Origin of the sequence: Rodentibacter ratti, assembly GCF_002000485.1 — a bacterium.
Taxonomy (GTDB): Bacteria; Pseudomonadota; Gammaproteobacteria; order Enterobacterales; family Pasteurellaceae; genus Rodentibacter; species Rodentibacter ratti.
In genome coordinates this window covers 102,611-120,471 of record NZ_MLAJ01000001.1, presented here as the reverse complement: position 1 = coordinate 120,471, position 17,861 = coordinate 102,611, and the positions used below count along the sequence as shown (strand labels likewise).

Annotated in this window: 14 protein-coding genes and 1 riboswitch; of the genes, 8 read left to right on the top strand and 6 right to left on the bottom strand. The window is 41.5% G+C overall.

Annotation, left to right across the window (positions count from 1 at the left end):
* Position 1 precedes the first annotated feature (1 nt).
* Positions 2–3,085, bottom strand: a complete 3,084-nt coding sequence (fdnG, locus tag BKG94_RS00535; RefSeq protein WP_143538875.1) for a formate dehydrogenase-N subunit alpha — start codon at positions 3,083–3,085, stop codon at positions 2–4.
* A 269-nt stretch (positions 3,086–3,354) separates the two neighbouring features.
* Between fdnG and fdhD the strand changes: the two genes are divergently transcribed.
* The gene (fdhD, locus tag BKG94_RS00525) at positions 3,355–4,167 is read left to right on the top strand and encodes a formate dehydrogenase accessory sulfurtransferase FdhD (RefSeq protein ID WP_077433184.1); all 813 of its coding nucleotides are present in this window, start codon (positions 3,355–3,357) and stop codon (positions 4,165–4,167) included.
* Between the two features lie 76 nt (positions 4,168–4,243).
* Here fdhD and BKG94_RS00520 read toward each other — a convergent pair whose 3' ends face one another.
* Entirely contained in the window at positions 4,244–5,284 is a 1,041-nt protein-coding gene (locus tag BKG94_RS00520; protein WP_077433182.1) for an ABC transporter substrate-binding protein, read from the bottom strand.
* Between the two features lie 51 nt (positions 5,285–5,335).
* Positions 5,336–5,424: riboswitch (TPP riboswitch) on the bottom strand.
* A 120-nt stretch (positions 5,425–5,544) separates the two neighbouring features.
* Here BKG94_RS00520 and uvrD point away from each other — a divergent pair.
* The 5 genes from uvrD (at position 5,545) to BKG94_RS00495 (ending at position 11,826) form a co-directional block, all read left to right on the top strand.
* The gene (gene uvrD / locus BKG94_RS00515) at positions 5,545–7,725 is read left to right on the top strand and encodes a DNA helicase II (protein ID WP_077433180.1); all 2,181 of its coding nucleotides are present in this window, start codon (positions 5,545–5,547) and stop codon (positions 7,723–7,725) included.
* A gap of 205 nt (positions 7,726–7,930) precedes the next feature.
* Entirely contained in the window at positions 7,931–8,932 is a 1,002-nt protein-coding gene (locus BKG94_RS00510) for an ABC transporter permease subunit (RefSeq protein ID WP_077433178.1), read from the top strand.
* Positions 8,933–8,946: 14 nt separating this feature from the next.
* Positions 8,947–9,834, top strand: a complete 888-nt coding sequence (locus BKG94_RS00505) for an ABC transporter permease subunit (protein ID WP_077433176.1) — start codon at positions 8,947–8,949, stop codon at positions 9,832–9,834.
* A gap of 9 nt (positions 9,835–9,843) precedes the next feature.
* Positions 9,844–10,839: a dipeptide ABC transporter ATP-binding protein gene (gene dppD, locus BKG94_RS00500; protein WP_077433174.1), complete on the top strand. Its 996-nt coding sequence runs from the start codon at positions 9,844–9,846 to the stop codon at positions 10,837–10,839.
* A gap of 3 nt (positions 10,840–10,842) precedes the next feature.
* On the top strand, positions 10,843–11,826 hold the full coding sequence (locus BKG94_RS00495; protein WP_077433172.1) for a peptide ABC transporter ATP-binding protein: 984 nt from the start codon (positions 10,843–10,845) through the stop codon (positions 11,824–11,826).
* Between the two features lie 50 nt (positions 11,827–11,876).
* Here the strand turns inward: BKG94_RS00495 and BKG94_RS00490 are convergent, their stop codons facing one another.
* Genes BKG94_RS00490 through udk form a run of 4 tightly spaced genes read right to left on the bottom strand, consistent with a single transcriptional unit; the run spans position 11,877 to position 15,480 of the window.
* Positions 11,877–13,055 (bottom strand): sugar transporter, encoded by a 1,179-nt coding sequence (locus BKG94_RS00490; RefSeq protein WP_077433170.1) that lies wholly within the window; start codon positions 13,053–13,055, stop codon positions 11,877–11,879.
* Positions 13,055–14,245, bottom strand: coding sequence for an AsmA-like C-terminal region-containing protein (locus BKG94_RS00485; RefSeq protein ID WP_077433168.1), 1,191 nt, complete (start codon positions 14,243–14,245; stop codon positions 13,055–13,057). Before BKG94_RS00485 ends, BKG94_RS00490 begins: the two co-directional genes overlap by 1 nt.
* Entirely contained in the window at positions 14,246–14,830 is a 585-nt protein-coding gene (gene dcd / locus BKG94_RS00480; protein WP_077433166.1) for a dCTP deaminase, read from the bottom strand.
* Positions 14,831–14,838: 8 nt separating this feature from the next.
* Positions 14,839–15,480 carry a uridine kinase gene (gene udk, locus BKG94_RS00475; protein ID WP_077433164.1) on the bottom strand — a complete coding sequence of 214 codons (642 nt, stop codon included), beginning with the start codon at positions 15,478–15,480 and terminating at the stop codon, positions 14,839–14,841.
* Between the two features lie 166 nt (positions 15,481–15,646).
* On the opposite strand from udk, the gene BKG94_RS00470 reads away from it, so the two are divergent.
* Positions 15,647–16,687 (top strand): ABC transporter substrate-binding protein, encoded by a 1,041-nt coding sequence (locus tag BKG94_RS00470; RefSeq protein ID WP_077433162.1) that lies wholly within the window; start codon positions 15,647–15,649, stop codon positions 16,685–16,687.
* Positions 16,688–16,819: 132 nt separating this feature from the next.
* The gene (locus BKG94_RS00465; RefSeq protein WP_077433160.1) at positions 16,820–17,854 is read left to right on the top strand and encodes an ABC transporter substrate-binding protein; all 1,035 of its coding nucleotides are present in this window, start codon (positions 16,820–16,822) and stop codon (positions 17,852–17,854) included.
* Positions 17,855–17,861 lie beyond the last annotated feature (7 nt).

The following is a 17,861-nucleotide window of genomic DNA, read 5'->3' as shown; positions in this document are numbered from 1 at the left end:
TTTATGCCTCCGCTTTCTCAATGTTTACCAAGAATGTTTTGTATTCCGGTGTTTGTGTATTGGCTTCACCCCAAGACGGCGTGAGAACGTTGGTGGAGAACCCACGATTTCCTTTACCGTTCAAGGCTTTCATATTCCAGTGAATAGGAATGCCCACATGGTGAACGGTTTTACCGTCAATTTCCAATTCTTTTAAGCGTTTGGTGACTACGGCAACCGCCTTGATATAACCACGTTTTGAGGTAATTTTCACCATATCACCTTTTTGAATACCTTTTTCTGCTGCTAATTTTTCGCCGATTTCCACAAATTGTTGTGGTTGGGCAATGATATTAAGTGCAGATTGTGCAGTCCAGCTGTGGAAATGCTCGGTTAAACGATAAGTCGTTGCCACAAATGGGAACTCTTTATTTGAACCGATAAATTCACGGTCTTCTTGGTAAATGCGCACGGTCGGATCCACTACCACATTTGGATGGAATGGGTTAGTATCAATCGGGCTTTCAACCGGCTCATAATGCTCAGGCATTGGACCATTGTTGATTTTATCCACAGCAAATAAACGACCTACCCCTTCGGCAGACATAATAAATGGACCTGTATCGGAACCCGGCGGTTGAGTACCATAGTCGGCAATATCAAACCAGTTCCAGTTTTTACCATTCCATTTGATTAACTGGCGGTGTTTATCCCATGGATTACCGTTAATATCCAAGGAGGCACGGCTATAAAGCACACGGCGGTTTGCCGGCCATGCAAATCCCCAACCGACGGTACAACCTAAGCCAGATGGATCTGAATTATCCCGATTAGCGGTTTGGTTACCTTTTTCCGTCCATTGACCTACATATAGCCAGTTACCCGATGTAGTGGTGCCGTCATCACGCAAGTGAGCGAATCCACTGAGTAATTGACCTTTTTTATACATCAGATTACCGTTTGGATCATAGAGATCTTCAAGGGCATAACCATTTAACTCTTTCGCTAATTCTTCCGCAGTTGGTGAGTGTGATTGTGCGTAATTCCACGTCATCGCTTCAAAAGATTCGATACCACGGCCACCTTCTTTTTTATAGAGTTCGTGCATTTCTTCACGAATCATGGAAAGAATATCCACATCCGGTAAGGCTTCACCCGGTTGATCACAGCCTTTCCAGTGCCATTGTGCCCAACGGCCGGAGTTGGAAATTGAACCGTCTTCTTCCGCGAAACAAGTGGTTGGTAAACGGAATACCTCAGTTTGAATGTCCGCAGGATTAACATTGTTTGACTCGCCAAAGTTTTTCCAGAATTCGGAACTTTCCGTTTGAAGTGGATCAAGCACGATTAAGAATTTCAACTTGCTCATACCGGCAAGGGTTTTATTCTTATTCGGTAATGAATTCAATACGTTAAAGCCTTGTAAAATCCAACCGTGTAACTGACCGTCATTCATTAATTTCACGTGTGTGATCGGATCGTAAAAACGATCGGTTTTCGGTAAGAAATCAAAGCCCCAACCGTTTTCTTTGGTCGCATTATCACCATAGAAGGTTTTCATCATACTCACAAAGAATTTTGAGGTATTACGGTAATAGTTGACTTGACCCGGAACGATGTCTTTTGGCGTAATCGCATTGATATACTGCTCATAAGATGAGTCTTTATCGTTTGGTAAACGCATATAGCCAGGTAGGGAAGTCGGTAACAATCCCATATCTGTCGTACCCTGTACGTTTGAGTGCCCACGTAATGCGTTAATACCACCACCCGGCATTCCCATATTACCTAATAGCAACTGAATCATTGCCATTGAGCGAATATTTTGTGTACCGATAGTATGTTCTGTAAAACCTAATGCATATAAATGCGTCATGGTTTTGTTTGGTGCGGAGGTTTTACCGATTTCTTCACAGATTTGTAAAAACAGTTTTTGTTTTACACCGGTTACACGCTCGACCATTTCAGGTGTGTAACGAGAAACATGATCTTTCAATACATTAATCACACAACGTGGATTTTGTAAGGTCATATCACGTTTAGCCTGACCATTCTCATCAAACTGATAATTCCATGTTGATTTATCATAGCTACGTTTTTCTGCATCGTAGCCTGAGAACAGCCCGTCTTCAAATTTAAAGCCTTCATTAACTAAGAAAGAGGCGTTGGTGTAGTGTTTAACATATTCGTGCTGAATCTTATCGTTTTCCAATAGGTAACGAATCACACCCATTAAGAATGCAATATCAGAACCTGAACGAATAGGAGCATGAAGATCAGCGACAGAGGCTGTACGATTAAAGCGTGGATCGATAACGATGATTTTTGCACCGTTTTTCTTCGCTTCAATTGCCCAACGGAAGCCAACAGGGTGGGCTTCGGCAGGGTTACCGCCCTGAACGATAATTAAATTGGCATTTTTGATGTCAACCCAGTTATTTGTCATGGCACCGCGACCAAATGATGGAGCAAGACTTGCTACCGTTGGTCCGTGTCAAGTATTCGCTTGGTTACATACCGGTACCATCCCGAGCATTCGAATCCATTTTTGCGTCAGTAACGCAGCTTCATTGCTCATGGCGGATGCGGTCATAATCCCTGTGGTTGCCCAACGGTTTACGGTTTTTCCGCTTGCATCGGTTTCGATAAAGTTAGCATCGCGATCATCTTTCATTAAGCGGGCAATACGTTTGATTGCATCCTGCCAAGAAATACGTTCCCATTTGTCGGAACCCGGTGCACGATATTGAGGATATAAAGAACGGCTTTCACTGTTTACATAATCAAGTGCGCCGGCGCCTTTTGGACAGAGTGCGCCACGGCTAATTGGATGGTCAGGATCGCCCTCAAGGTGAAATAATTTTGAACGAGTATTTGTACCGGTGTAGCTGCTTAAGCCAGTATGAGGTTTGCCTGTACTATAAAGCAACATACCGCAACTGACGGCACAATATGTACAAGTGTTACGGGATTCATAAGCGCGCAATAATTTATATTCACGCGGTGCCGCTAATGCGTTTGCCGGAGCAAAACCTAACATAGCAGCTGAAGTTCCCGCCATACCACCTGCACAGATCTTAAAGAACTTTCTTCTTGAGACCTGCATAATCACTCCTTTCAACAACAGATTGTTGAGATATTATTAGATAGTAAAGAAATTCATCTAGAAAATTTGGCTGATTTCGTTAGAATAACGTCAATCAATAGACTAAATTGTGTATAGAAAAACATCAATTTAAGTTTAACGTAGGATACCTATTTTTTTACGATAAATCCATAATCAAAATACAATATATCCACAAAAATGCGTGACTAAGATCACGAAATTGGCAAAAAATTAACATTTTTGTTACATAATTTATAGGCAGGTTATCAATGAATGGATTTATAGAACAATCCGTTAATTTTTTCAAAAAAACAAAAACATTAGAAAAACCAACCGCACTTTTACAAACAAAAAACGATTTTCTTGCTGTCGAAATTCCGGTTTCGCTTGTTTATAACGATATTTCCCATGCGGTGATGATGTGTTCCCCACAGGATTTAGAGGATTTTGCTTTAGGGTTTTCCTTAACTGAAGGGATCATTAATAGCGCTTCAGATATTTATGGGATTGACGTAATAGAAACATGTAATGGGATCGAAGTACAAATTGAGCTTTCTAGTCGTCAATTTATGGCACTGAAAGCCCATCGCCGTAATCTTACCGGGCGTACGGGGTGCGGCATTTGTGGGGCTGAGCAACTCAATCAAGTTTATAAAAAGTTGCCTAAATTGGATCGTACTTTTCAGTTGGATATAAATGTATTGGATAACTGTCTTTCCACATTGCAATCCCATCAACAACTGGGCAAACAGACGGGGGCAACTCACGCTTGTGCATTTTTTGACTTACAAGGTAAGATGCTCGCTATTCGGGAGGATGTTGGTCGTCACGTGGCATTGGATAAACTTTTGGGCTGGCATATTAAAGCGGGTAAGCCACAAGGATTTGTCGTTACTTCAAGTCGGGCAAGTTATGAAATGGTACAAAAGATTATTTCATGTGGTGTAGAACTTCTTGTTGCCATTTCTGCCGCAACGGATTTGGCGGTAAAAATGGCGGAAGAGCACTATTTGACATTAATCGGGTTTGTAAGAGAAGGCAAGGGGAATATTTACACCGGAAAAGAGCGGTTGATTTTTTAGGAGTTTTTATCAATAGATTGTTTCACGAATTCTTTCGTAAAAAGACGAGGCTGATTGAATCGCCTCGTCTTTTAGTTTATTCCCCTTTCACTTCTTTCATCCAACGGTCAATTAACCGTTTTGCTTCTTGATCCGAACCAAAGCGCACGAAATCAATATCAATTAGTTTTAATTTCATCGGATTCGGCAGATTTGGGTGCGATTTTGCATGAATATTGGTTGGTAACTGATAGGAATCCGCTTCACGCCATGGAATTTCTTGTGCTTCGGCAGAAAGAACAAAATCGATAAAACGTTTGGCATTTTCTAAATTTCGTCCATTTTTGATGATGCTTGCAGCGCCTAGTGTATAGCCAACCCCTTCACAAGGTAGAATACCAACAACCGGCGCGTCTTTGTCTCTTTCGCGTACATAGGCGTGCATAAAGCTAATATTCGCCGCCGTAGCACCTGTTGAAAGATTGCTGGTTGCCAATCCGCTTTTGGTGTATTGGTTGATATTCTTGTTTAAGGCTTTCAAGTAATCGAAAGCTTTATCTTCTCCCATAATTTCGATTAAGGTCGAGAGAATACTATATCCGGTACCGGATACACGTGGATCGGGGTATTGCACCAAATCTTTAAACTCGGGTTTGAGTAAATCCGCATAACATTGTGGTTTGTTGATATTTTTTTCGGCAAGCAATTTTTCATTAACACCGATACCAAGCTCCATCAAATAAATAATTGAACTGGTATCGCCACGCTCTTCGACTAATTTTTTAAATTGCGGCATGATGTTTTTCTGTTCAGGCGAACGATAAGTGGCAAGCAGCCCTGCATCTCGTGCTTGAAGATGAGGCTCAAAGGTTCCCCCATACCAAACATCTGCTTGTGGATTGTCTTTTTCAGCCTTGAGTTTGCCTAGCACGGTACCGGTGCTATGGCGCACAAATTGTGTTTCAACATTATATTTTTTGCTAAATGCTTGTGAAACTTTCTCGCAGGTCGTGTTTTGAACGCTACAATAAATAACGAGTTTGCCTTGTGCTTCTGCATGATTAGGTAAACTGAAACCTAAAAGGGCGCAAAGTGCGGTAAGTTTTAAAGTGTTTTTTAAATGCGCATAATGGGTCATCATGCATCCTTACTTATTTATGAATCAGAGAAAAAAGTAAGTCAGCCCTTGAGGAAGAGAAGATTAGTTTCCTACGTCAGTGCTAACTGCTTCAGGTTCACGGGTATCTCTCAGCGATTTTCGCACCCCGACTAACCAGGTCGAGACTATAAGTGGTAATTTTATCTTTGTAAAGTCTGATCTGATTATTGTTGCTATCGTTGTGATATTAAAAAATAATGTCTATAATAACTGTAAATTTAAACAGATAAAATGATGTTATGGATATTTCTGAATTACTTGATGGTTTGAATGATAAACAACGTGAAGCGGTGACTGCTCCACTTGGCAATCATTTAGTGTTAGCAGGGGCGGGGAGTGGAAAAACCCGTGTATTAAGCCATCGTATTGCCTGGTTGGTGGCGGTGGAAAATATTTCCGAAGGTAGCATTATGGCAGTGACTTTTACCAATAAAGCCGCGGCAGAAATGCGCCACCGTATTCAAACTACACTGAGCCAATATTCCAGCTCTAATTTATTTGGTATGTGGATTGGTACTTTCCATAGTATTGCTCACCGTTTATTGCGCGCCCACCATTTAGATGTCGGGTTACCGCAAGATTTTCAAATTTTAGATTCAGAAGATCAACTTCGTTTAGTGAAACGTTTGTTGAAATTACATAATTTTGATGAAAAAGCCTTTCCGCCAAAACAGGCTTGTTGGTACATCAATAACAAAAAAGATGAAGGCTTACGACCACAAGAAATTGAGGATTTTAATGATCGTCAAGAGCGTGAGTGGATTAAAATTTATCAAATTTACCAAGATACTTGTGATCGTGCTGGATTGGTCGATTTTGCAGAGTTGTTAATTCGTGCTTATGAATTATTTGCTAAAAAACCTTTGATTTTGCAGCGTTATCAACAACGTTTCCAACATATTTTGGTGGATGAATTTCAAGATACCAATAAAATTCAATATCAATGGCTTAAAATTTTTGCAGGACAAACGGGCAAAATCATGATCGTGGGGGATGACGATCAGTCTATCTATGGTTGGCGTGGAGCTCAAGTTGAAAATATCCAAAAATTCCTCAAGGATTTCAACGGGGAAACCATACGTCTTGAGCAAAATTATCGCTCTACCGCCAATATTCTAAATAGTGCGAATGAATTGATCTCCAATAATACGGATCGTCTCGGTAAAAATTTATGGACCGAGGGGGAAAAGGGCGAACCGGTTGGTATTTACGCGGCTTTTAATGAACTTGATGAGGCAAAATTTGTGGCATCTCAAATTCAAGATTGGGTTGAGAAAGGGGGACAATTAGATGATTGTGCGGTGCTTTATCGGAGTAACAGCCAATCCCGTGTGATTGAAGAAGCTTTAATCCGTTGCCAAATTCCTTACCGTATTTATGGTGGCATGCGATTCTTTGAACGACAAGAAATTAAAGATGCGTTGGCTTATTTACGCTTGATCAATAACCGCCAAGATGATGCGGCTTTTGAACGTGTTATCAATACACCGACACGTGGTATTGGCGATCGTACCTTAGATATTTTGAGAAATCTCACCCGTGAGAGACAAATTACCTTATGGCAAGCGATACAGGTCGCTATCCAAGAAAATATGCTCACAGGCCGTGCCAGTACTGCTTTGTTACGTTTCCAAGAGTTGATTAATTCCTTGTCATTGGATACGGCAGAGATGCCGCTTTTTGCCCAAACGGACTTTGTGATTAAACACTCCGGTTTATATGAAATGTATAAACAAGAAAAGGGTGAAAAAGGTGAAGTTCGAATAGAAAACTTGGAAGAGTTGGTTACCGCAACTCGTGAATTTGTGAAACCGGATGATGCCGATGAGATGACGGAACTGACAGCCTTTTTAACCCATGCCTCCCTTGAGGCTGGCGAAGAGCAGGCATCACCACACCAATCTTGTGTGGAAATGATGACACTCCATTCTGCCAAAGGATTAGAGTTTCCACGGGTATTTATGGTGGGAGTAGAAGAAGGGTTATTTCCAAGCTTCCGTTCTTTTGAAGAACCGGGACGGGTGGAAGAAGAGCGTCGCCTAGCTTATGTGGGGATTACCAGAGCGAAGCAAAAACTCACGATTTCTTATGCGGAAAGCCGCCGCTTATACGCAAAAGAAGAACGGCATTTACCTTCCCGTTTTATCGCAGAGTTACCACAAGATTGTATCCAAGAAATTCGTTTACGGGGAACAGTGACACGTGCAATGAATTTAGCCAAAGTCGGATCGCTGGCACAGTCCATAGAAAGTGAAAATGAGTGGAAAATGGGGCAGAAAGTCAAACATGAAAAGTTTGGTTTGGGGACAGTGATCAATGTTGAAGGAAGTGATAATAACACAAGATTACAAATTGCTTTTCAAGCGCAGGGCATCAAGTGGCTCATTGCCCATTTGGCAAAATTGGAGAAAGTGCGTTAGATTTTCTTCCTAATTAAAGAGTGTTTTGATTCAACAATGAAAATTTGTATATTCTGGAAAAGAATGACTAATAGCAATTGGTGATTTGGAAAAATTAGAAAAAGTGCGGTAGAATCCAAGCGCGTTTTATTTTGGGTCTAAAGGATTTATTTTAAAAGTGCGGTGAAAATGACCGCACTTTTCCTTTCTATTACAGAGTGATTGAATGTTTAAATTTATCTTCAAACGAATTTTAATGGTGATTCCGACATTTATCGCTATTACTTTTGTTACCTTTGCCCTTGTGCATTTTATTCCGGGTGATCCGGTAGAGATTATGATGGGCGAACGTGGGCTAACACCTGAGGTTCATCAGCAAATGATGCATCAATTAGGCTTAGATCTTCCCTTGTATCAGCAATATTTCAACTATATTGGTAATGTGATTCAAGGGGATTTTGGTGCATCATTTCGTACCCAACAGCCTGTTCTTACCGAGTTTTTTACCCTTTTTCCCGCTACGGCTGAGTTGGCCTTTTTTGCATTGTTTTGGTCGCTACTCGGTGGCGTGATTCTCGGTACAATCGCTGCGGTAAAAAAAGATAGCTGGATTTCTCATACTGTCACCACACTGTCATTAACCGGGTATTCAATGCCGATTTTTTGGTGGGGCTTAATCCTTATTTTATATGTGTCCCCCTCCCTTGGTTTGCCGCAAGGAGGGCGTTTAGAAAACGATTTTTGGATTGATACTCCAACAGGTTTTATGCTGATTGATACTTGGCTTTCCGGTGTGCCGGGTGCCTTTACCAATGCGGTGAAATCCTTGATTTTACCTGCCATTGTATTAGGCACTATACCGCTTGCCATTATTACAAGGATGACCCGTTCTGCTATGTTGGAAGTGTTAGGTGAAGATTATATTCGCACGGCGAAAGCGAAAGGGCTAAGTTATACCCGCATTGTGATTATACATGCTCTGCGTAATGCGTTGATTCCGGTGGTGACCGTAGTCGGGTTAATTGTTGGTCAACTGCTTTCCGGGGCGGTCTTAACGGAAACCATTTTCTCATGGCCGGGTATTGGAAAATGGATTATTGATGCCATTCATGCTCGGGATTACCCGGTGTTACAAGGCTCGGTTTTAATTATCGCCACGATTATTATTGTGGTGAATTTAACCATTGATTTACTTTACGGCGTGGTGAATCCGCGTATTCGTCATTAATTGTGGGAGAAACAATGACAGACACGATGTCAATATTAGCGCCTCGAACGCCTCTACAAGAATTTTGGTTTTATTTTAAGCAAAATCGAGGCGCACTTATCGGTTTAATTTTTATTTTAATTGTGGCATTGATTAGTTTATTTGCTCCCTATATTGCCCCTTTTGATCCGGCTGAGCAAAATCGAACCGCTTTATTATTACCGCCGGCTTGGTATGACGGTGGCAATGCTGCTTATCTACTTGGCACCGATGATATCGGCCGTGATATTCTTTCTCGCATTATTTATGGCACGAGAATTTCCGTTTTTGCCGGATTTGTTATCGTACTGCTTTCTTGTTTATTAGGCACCAGTTTAGGTTTGGTTGCCGGTTATTATGGTGGGGCATTAGATACGGTTATTGTGCGTTTAATTGACATCATGCTCGCTATTCCCAATTTATTGCTGACGATTGTGGTGGTGTCGATCCTTGAACCTTCTTTAGTGAATGCGACGCTGGCCATTGCGGTGGTTTCCATTCCAAGTTATGTGCGTTTAACCCGTGCTGCGGTGATGAATGAGAAAAATCGTGATTATGTGACCTCATCCAAAGTAGCGGGAGCAGGTGTTTTACGTTTAATGTTTATTGTGATTTTGCCTAATTGTTTAGCACCGCTCATTGTGCAAATGACAATGGGGATTTCTAATGCCATCTTGGAGCTTGCCACCCTTGGTTTCCTTGGTATTGGGGCGAAACCACCGACACCGGAACTCGGCACAATGCTTTCCGAAGCCCGTAGTTTTATGCAGGCGGCGAATTGGTTAGTCACGATTCCGGGCTTAGTGATTTTATCCTTGGTATTGGCATTTAATTTAATGGGTGACGGTTTGCGTGATGCCCTCGATCCAAAACTCAAACAATAGGGGGGCAGAATGGCATTATTAGAAGTAAAAGAACTTTCTGTTCATTTCGGTGAGAAAAAAAACGCCTTTAAAGCCGTAGATCGGGTGAGTTACCAAGTGGAACAAGGTGAAGTGCTCGGCATTGTCGGTGAATCCGGTTCCGGTAAATCAGTGAGTTCTCTTGCGATTATGGGATTAATTGATTATCCAGGAAAAGTTTCGGCAGAATCTTTAGTCTTTGAAGATAAAGATTTATTAACGCTGAGTGACAAAGACAAACGCACCTTGATTGGTGCGGATGTGGCAATGATTTTCCAAGATCCGATGACCAGTCTAAATCCTGCCTATACGGTGGGGTTCCAAATTATGGAAGCGCTCAAAATTCACGAGGGCGGTTCAAAGCAATCACGCCGTGAACGTACGTTAGAACTACTACGTTTGGTTGGCATTCCCGATCCACAATCCCGTATTGATGTTTATCCCCATCAACTTTCAGGTGGAATGAGCCAACGGGTGATGATTGCCATGGCGATTGCCTGTAAGCCAAAATTATTGATTGCCGATGAGCCGACCACGGCATTGGATGTGACGATTCAAGCGCAAATTGTGGATTTATTACTCGATTTACAGAAAAAAGAATGTATGTCGCTCATCTTAATTACCCACGATCTTGCACTCGTTGCCGAAGCAGCACATCGCATTGTGGTGATGTATGCCGGTCAAGTGGTGGAAGAGGGGCGTGCTGAGGATATTTTCCGTGAACCCAAACATCCCTACACACAAGCCTTGTTACGATCTTTGCCTGAGTTTGCCGAAGGTAAATCCCGTTTGCAATCTCTACCCGGTGTTGTGCCGGGGCGTTATGACCGACCAAACGGCTGTTTATTGAATCCTCGTTGTCCTTATGCCACGGAATATTGTCGCCAAGTTGAACCAGAATTACACCACATGGGTGATCGTAAAGTGAAATGCCATACACCCCTGAATATCAATGGTAAACCGACTGAATGGCGTAAAGGAGAATAATCAATGACAAATCATATCAAAGAGAATACCCCTTTACTGAATGCGATAGGGTTAAAAAAATATTATCCGGTTAAAAAAGGTTTCTTTACAAAACCTCAGTTGGTGAAAGCTTTGGACGGTGTTTCTTTCCAACTAGAGCGAGGGAAAACCCTTGCGGTGGTGGGGGAGTCCGGTTGCGGTAAATCCACCTTGGGGCGTTTGCTTGCCATGATTGAACAGCCCACAGAGGGTGAATTGTATTATAACGGACAGAATTTTTTAGAAAATAATTCGGAAACCAAAGCTTTACGCCGTAAGAAAATTCAAATTGTCTTCCAAAATCCTTATGCTTCATTGAACCCACGTAAGAAAATCGGTTCAATTTTGGAAGAGCCGCTTATCATCAATACGAAATTTTCCGCTCAACAACGTAAGGAAAAAGTCCTTTCTATTATGGAAAAAGTGGGGCTACGTCCGGAATTTTATGATCGTTATCCCCATATGTTTTCCGGTGGGCAACGTCAGCGTATTGCCATTGCTCGTGGTTTAATGTTAGAACCGGATATTGTAGTGGCGGATGAACCGGTGTCTGCATTAGATGTTTCTGTGCGGGCACAAGTGCTTAATCTGATGATGGATTTGCAAGATGACTTAGGGCTTTCTTATGTGTTTATTTCCCACGATCTTTCTGTGGTGGAACATATCGCCGATGAAGTGATGGTGATGTATCTTGGCCGTTGTGTGGAAAAAGGCACAACCGCTCAGATTTTTTCTAATCCACAGCATCCTTACACGCAAGCTTTACTTTCGGCGACACCTCGTCTTTCACCTCATTTACGCCGTGAACGTATTAAATTGACTGGGGAATTGCCAAGCCCAATTAACCCGCCAAAAGGCTGTGCTTTTAATCCCCGTTGTTGGAAAGCCACAGAAAAATGTCGTGAAGAAAAACCAACATTATCGCCCTATCCTGATGGTAAGCTCATCGCTTGTTTTCACATTGATTGAGAAAAACAAGAGAAAAATCAACCGCACTTTTGTAAAGTGCGGTTATTTTTTTAGCTATTTTTTTGAGTGTTGCGGAGTTGGAAAAAGGCGAAAATGGTTAATCCAATGAAACCAAGCATTGCGCCGCTAAATCCGATATATTCCAATCCCACATAATTCATGATTTGGCTACCGAATAATGCACCGGCTCCGATGCCCGCATTAAATATGCCGGAATAAATGGCGGTGGCAACATCAGTGGCATCCGGCGCAAGTTTCAGCACCTGCATTTGTAGTGCCAAACCGATACAGGAAATCCCGATTCCCCAAATGAAGGCAAGGGAAAATATTGTGGCAGTATAGTGGGTTGCGTTGAGTAAAAGCGAGAGCGAAGTCATGAATAATATCATTGCGACTAAAATAAATTTTGTGGGCGCAAAGCGGTATAGTCGGCTGAAAAGTAAACTTGCGCTAATCCCTGATAATCCGAACACAAGCAAAATAAGGGTGGCAAGGTTCGGATCGAATTGCCCGATTTGAATCATAAAGGGTTCAACATAAGTATAGGCGGTAAAATGCGCAGAGATGATGATTGCAGTGCTGAGATAAATCCCGATTAATAAGGGGCGCTTGGCAAGTAGCGGTAAACTGGCGAGTGAGCCGGCATTTTTGCTTGGCAGACGAGGTAAAAGTCGGATAAGCAAAAACATCAGGGCGAGCGCAAGGACGGCGATAATGCCAAAAGTGGTTTGCCAGCCGACAAGTTGCCCGACTAAACGTCCGAGGGGTAAACCTAAAATTGTGGCAAGGGACGAACCAATCGCCAGCATTCCGATCGCCTGAGTTTTTTTATTTTTAGGGGCAACTCGCATCACGAGAGAGGCGGTGATAGACCAAAAAATAGAATGGGCTAGTGCGATACACATACGGGCAATCAGTAATACCCAAAAATTCCACGCAATAATAGAGAGGATATGCCCGAAAATGAAAATCGCAAAAAGTTTAATAAGTAAACCTTTTCGTTCCATTTTACCGGTTGCCAGCATTGCCGGCAGAGACAACACTAGCACGGTCCAAGCATAGACTGTCATCATCAGCCCGACTTCTGAGGTTTGCATATTAAAACTTTGTGCAATATCCGTGAGTAATGCGACCGGTACAAATTCGGTCGTATTGAAAATAAAGGCGGCGCAAGCCATGATAATGACACGCCAAGTTTGGATTTTTTCAGCTTGTTGGTAAAAGGACATTATTTCAATTTTTCTTTAATGAGATCTTTTAACTGTTTCCGAAAGTTTTTATTTATTTCCAGTTTGTACTGGGGAGAATAGCAACTACCAAAAAAGCGAATAGGAAGTTTAAGGTTTTGGTACTTTTCATTTGCGGCAGAAAGGTTGAGGTTAATGTCGCATTGCATGGTGTGTAAATCAATCGCACCGTTGCCCTCACCTAAAAGTGCGGGTGTTTTTAGGCTGATTTTATTGACGGTGAATAAATTATTTTCAAGGCTCAGTGATGAAACAAAGCTTTGATAAGGGGTATTCATTGTTTTGCCTTGTAGCAGTTCATCATTGTAATTAATCGGAAAATACTGTGTGGCGAGATCGAGTAAATTTAATCCTAAAAGCTCGCCATCTCGGGCATTAAAATCGAATTTTCCTTGTATTAATTCGGCATTGGAAAAGGCAAGTTGAATATTGAAATCCGTTGTGCCGGTCATGGTATTCGGGAAACTTAGCAAGGTAAGTAAGCGTTCCATTGGGAAATTTTTACCGGAAAATTTGACCGCACTTTTTTCCCCTAAGTTATTGAATTTCAATACGGCTAGACAATCTGTACTACAAGCAGGTTTTATATATGCGATAAGTGCTTTTTGTGTTTTAAAAAAATCTGCATGGACTTCAATATACCCTAGGGTTTGACCATTGAGTTTTGCATTATCAATTTGGATTAAGGATTCTTGATCTTGGCGAAGATCAATATTGGCCTTATTAAATGAGAAATCAAATGTTGTATTTTTTCCATAAATCGGTTTTTCAAGTTCAATCGCGATTCGATTTTGTCCATTAAATGGAATACTTTTTGCCAATAATTTTTTCAGGAAAAAGTCTGAAAAAAACAGGGTTATTTTTGCTGAATTGAGCGAATTTTCACTCAATTTGACTTGATTTATACTGAGCTGTTCAAGTTTTGGCTCACCGATAATTAAAGGTAAAAATGCGAGTTTCCCCTCAATTTGTTTGAGAGAAATCTCGTGATAGTTCAGTTGCTCAATAAAAAAATAAGGTTGAGGAATGAGGTTGAACTCAAGGGATTTTACTTGAATATTGTGTTGGGCTAATTGTTCTGTGAGTTGTGTTTTCGCTTGTTGGAGTTGGATGTAAAAAAAAGCAAAGATCGCAACAAGCACGATCAACAGGCTTATTGCGATCTTTTTCATTTATTTATCCTCATCAATGCGACTTGCCACGGCATTTTGTTGATTGCGATATTTTGCGTCTTTGCGGCTGTTATAAGGGCGGGCTGCATTGCCGCTTAACACTTCAAAACTGAGTGCGCCGATCACCATATTCGGGCGCAAGGCTAAAGGCAGTTTACCGGAGTTGTAAAACTCAAGCACGATTTTGCCTTCCCAACCCGGGTCAATACGGTGTGCGGTGACATGTACCATCAATCCTAAACGTGCAAGGGAAGAGCGTCCATCCAGCCAACCGATAATATTCGCCGGTAATTTGACGGATTCTAACGTCGTCGCTAGGGCCAATACGCCGGGGTGGAGAAAAAATGCCTCGTTATCAGGAATGATAATTTCATCACTCATCACAGATTCTAATTGGGCAGAGACTTCCTCTTTCGGGCCGCTTAAATCAATGTAAGGCGCGGAATGTTCACGAAACACTCGGAAGGAATTACCTAAACGCACATCAATGGTTGCGCCGTTAATTTTACTGTTATCCGGACGGGGGGTTAAAGAAATAATGCCATCGTCAAGATAGCGTTCAATATCGGTATCGCAAAGACGCATAATTTCTCCTACTTTTGATTTAATAAATGAAGAATTTGAGCTTTTAACATATTGATCGCAATACGATTTTTACCGCCACGTGGAATTACAATGTCAGCATATTGCTTAGACGGCTCAATAAATTGTAAGAACATCGGGCGTACTGTTGAGCGATATTGCTCAATAACAGATTGGAGTGAACGACCTCGTTCTTCCATATCACGTTGCAAGCGGCGGATAAAACAAATATCGAGTGGGGTATCCACAAAAACGGAAATATCCGCTAATTGGCGCACTCGTTCATCGGTGAGGAGTAAAATGCCCTCTAAAATCACGATACGTTTAGGGGTGAAATGAGTGGTTTCAGCAGTTCGGGTGTGTTCTACATAGCTATAAACGGGAATATTTACCGCTTTATTGGCTTTTAAATCTTTTAAATGCTGGATGAGTAAATCGCGATCCATTGAGTTGGGGTGATCATAATTGGTTTTTACGCGTTCGCTCATTTCTAAATGGCTTTGGTCTTTATAATAGCTATCTTCTGCAATAATACCGATTTGCTGACAACCTAGTTCGTTACAGAGTTCTTTATGAACAGTGGAGGCAATGGAACTTTTACCTGAGGCAGAAGCGCCGGTAATGGCAATGATGATACAAGATGAATCTGGCATGAATATAACCTGAAGGCTGAGAAAATTCCCTGAATTATAAATAAAAGTGCGGTCAATTTCACCTTTATTTTTCGCTACCAATTTACAAAATTGTGAGGGGCGTCACGGTATTATTTTTCGTTTTCGCGTAGTATTTTATCGTTTTCATCCAGTAGGAGTATTTACTATGAAATTCAATAAAATTTCTCTTTCAATTTCAACCGCTCTTTTAGCGGGCGGTTTAATGATGTCTTCTGCAGTGAACGCTAAGGGACGCTTGGTGGTGTACTGTAGTGCCACGAATATTTTATGTGAAACGACCACGAAAGCTTTTGGTGAAAAATATGATGTGAAAACGTCGTTTATCCGCAATGGTTCGGGCAGTACCTTTGCAAAAGTCGAGGCGGAAAAAAATAATCCGCAAGCGGATGTTTGGTTTGGCGGCACCTTTGATCCACAGGCTCAAGCGGCAGAATTAGGGTTGATTGAACCTTATAAATCTAAACATATTGATGAAATTGTTGAACAGTTCCGCGATCCGGCAAAAACCAAAGGTAATTATGTTTCCGCCATTTATATGGGGATTTTAGGTTTTGGGGTAAATACCGAACGTCTCGCTAAATTAGGCATTAAAGAGGTGCCGAAATGTTGGAAAGATTTAACGGATCCTAAGTTAAAAGGGGAAATCCAAATTGCCGATCCGCAAAGTTCCGGTACGGCTTATACCGCCATCGCCACTTTTGTACAACTTTGGGGTGAAGATAAAGCCTTTGATTTCTTTAAACAATTACATCCGAATGTCTCTCAGTACACTAAATCCGGTATCGCACCATCTCGTAATGCAGCAAGGGGTGAAACGGCAGTGGGGGTTGGTTTCTTACACGATTATGCATTAGAAAAACAACAAGGTGCACCATTAGAATTAATCGTTCCTTGTGAAGGCACCGGCTATGAATTGGGCGGTGTAAGTATCCTTAAGGGTGCTCGTAACCTTGATAATGCCAAACTATTTGTAGATTGGGCGCTTTCTAAAGAAGGGCAGGAGTTAGCATGGAAGAAAGGCGAGTCCTTGCAAATTTTAACCAACACCACAGCAGAACAATCTCCAGTGGCATTTGACCCGACCAAACTCAATTTAATCAATTATAACTTTGAGAAATACGGTGCCACAGAAGAACGTAAACGCCTTATTGAAAAATGGGTTCAAGAGGTTAAATTGGCGAAATAACGTTCTCAAAGTGCGGTGAAAATTCATCAATTTTTGACCGCACTTTTTATTTTTTCCTTTTACTAAAACTAACTATAAGTATGGTCGGGAAAAAATTAGAGAATAGATGGCTTAATTATTTTGGAGGGGATGATGAAAATCTCAAAATTAGCTTTAGTCATTTCTAGTGCTTTGGTGAGTCTTTTTCTTACGCCAAATACGATGGCGGAAGGTCGTTTAACCGTATATTGCAGTGCGCAAAATGCGGTATGTGAAAAGGAAGTGCAGGCTTTTGCAAAGAAATATGATGTAAAAACTTCTTTTATCCGTAATAGCTCGGGCAGTACTTTAGCAAAACTGGAAGCCGAGAAGAATAACCCACAGGCTGATGTGTGGTATGGTGGGCCTTTTGATACGCACGCACAGGCGGCTGAAATGGGGTTACTACAACCTTATCAATCAGAAAATTTACAATATGTGATGCCTCAATTTAAAGACCCCGGCAAACTAAAAGGCAATTATAGTTCAGTGGTTTATATGGGCGTATTAGGGCTGGGGGTTAATACCGAACGCCTTGCTAAACTAGGCATAAAAGAAGTGCCGAAATGTTGGAAAGATTTATTAGATCCACGTTTAAAAAATGAAATTCAAATCGCCGATCCACAAAGTTCGGGAACGGCTTATACCGCCATTGCTACATTTATTCAGCTTTGGGGTGAAGATAAGGCATTTGATTACTTGAAGGAATTGGATAAAAATATTTCTCAATATCCAAAAGCGGGGACGGCACCTTCACGCAATGCAGCTCGTGGAGAAACTGCAATTGGTATTGGTTTTTTACAAAATTATTCCTTTGAAAAAGAAAATGGCGCACCGATTGAATTAGTTGTACCTTGTGAAGGCAGCGGTTACGAATTGGGCGGAGTGAGTGTTGTTAAGAATGCACGGAATGTAGAAAATGCCAAATTGTTTGTAGATTGGGCGTTATCTAAAGAAGCACAGGAATTATCTTGGAGCGAAGCTAAATCCCACCATATTTTAACAAATACGACTGCGGTGGGTTCTCCTTTTGCACAGAAACCACAAGAATTAAACCTGATTAATTATGATTTTGCCACTTATGGCTCCAATGAAGTACGCAGAAGATTAATTGATAAATGGGTGACAGAAGTCAAATTAGCCAAATAGTCTTTCG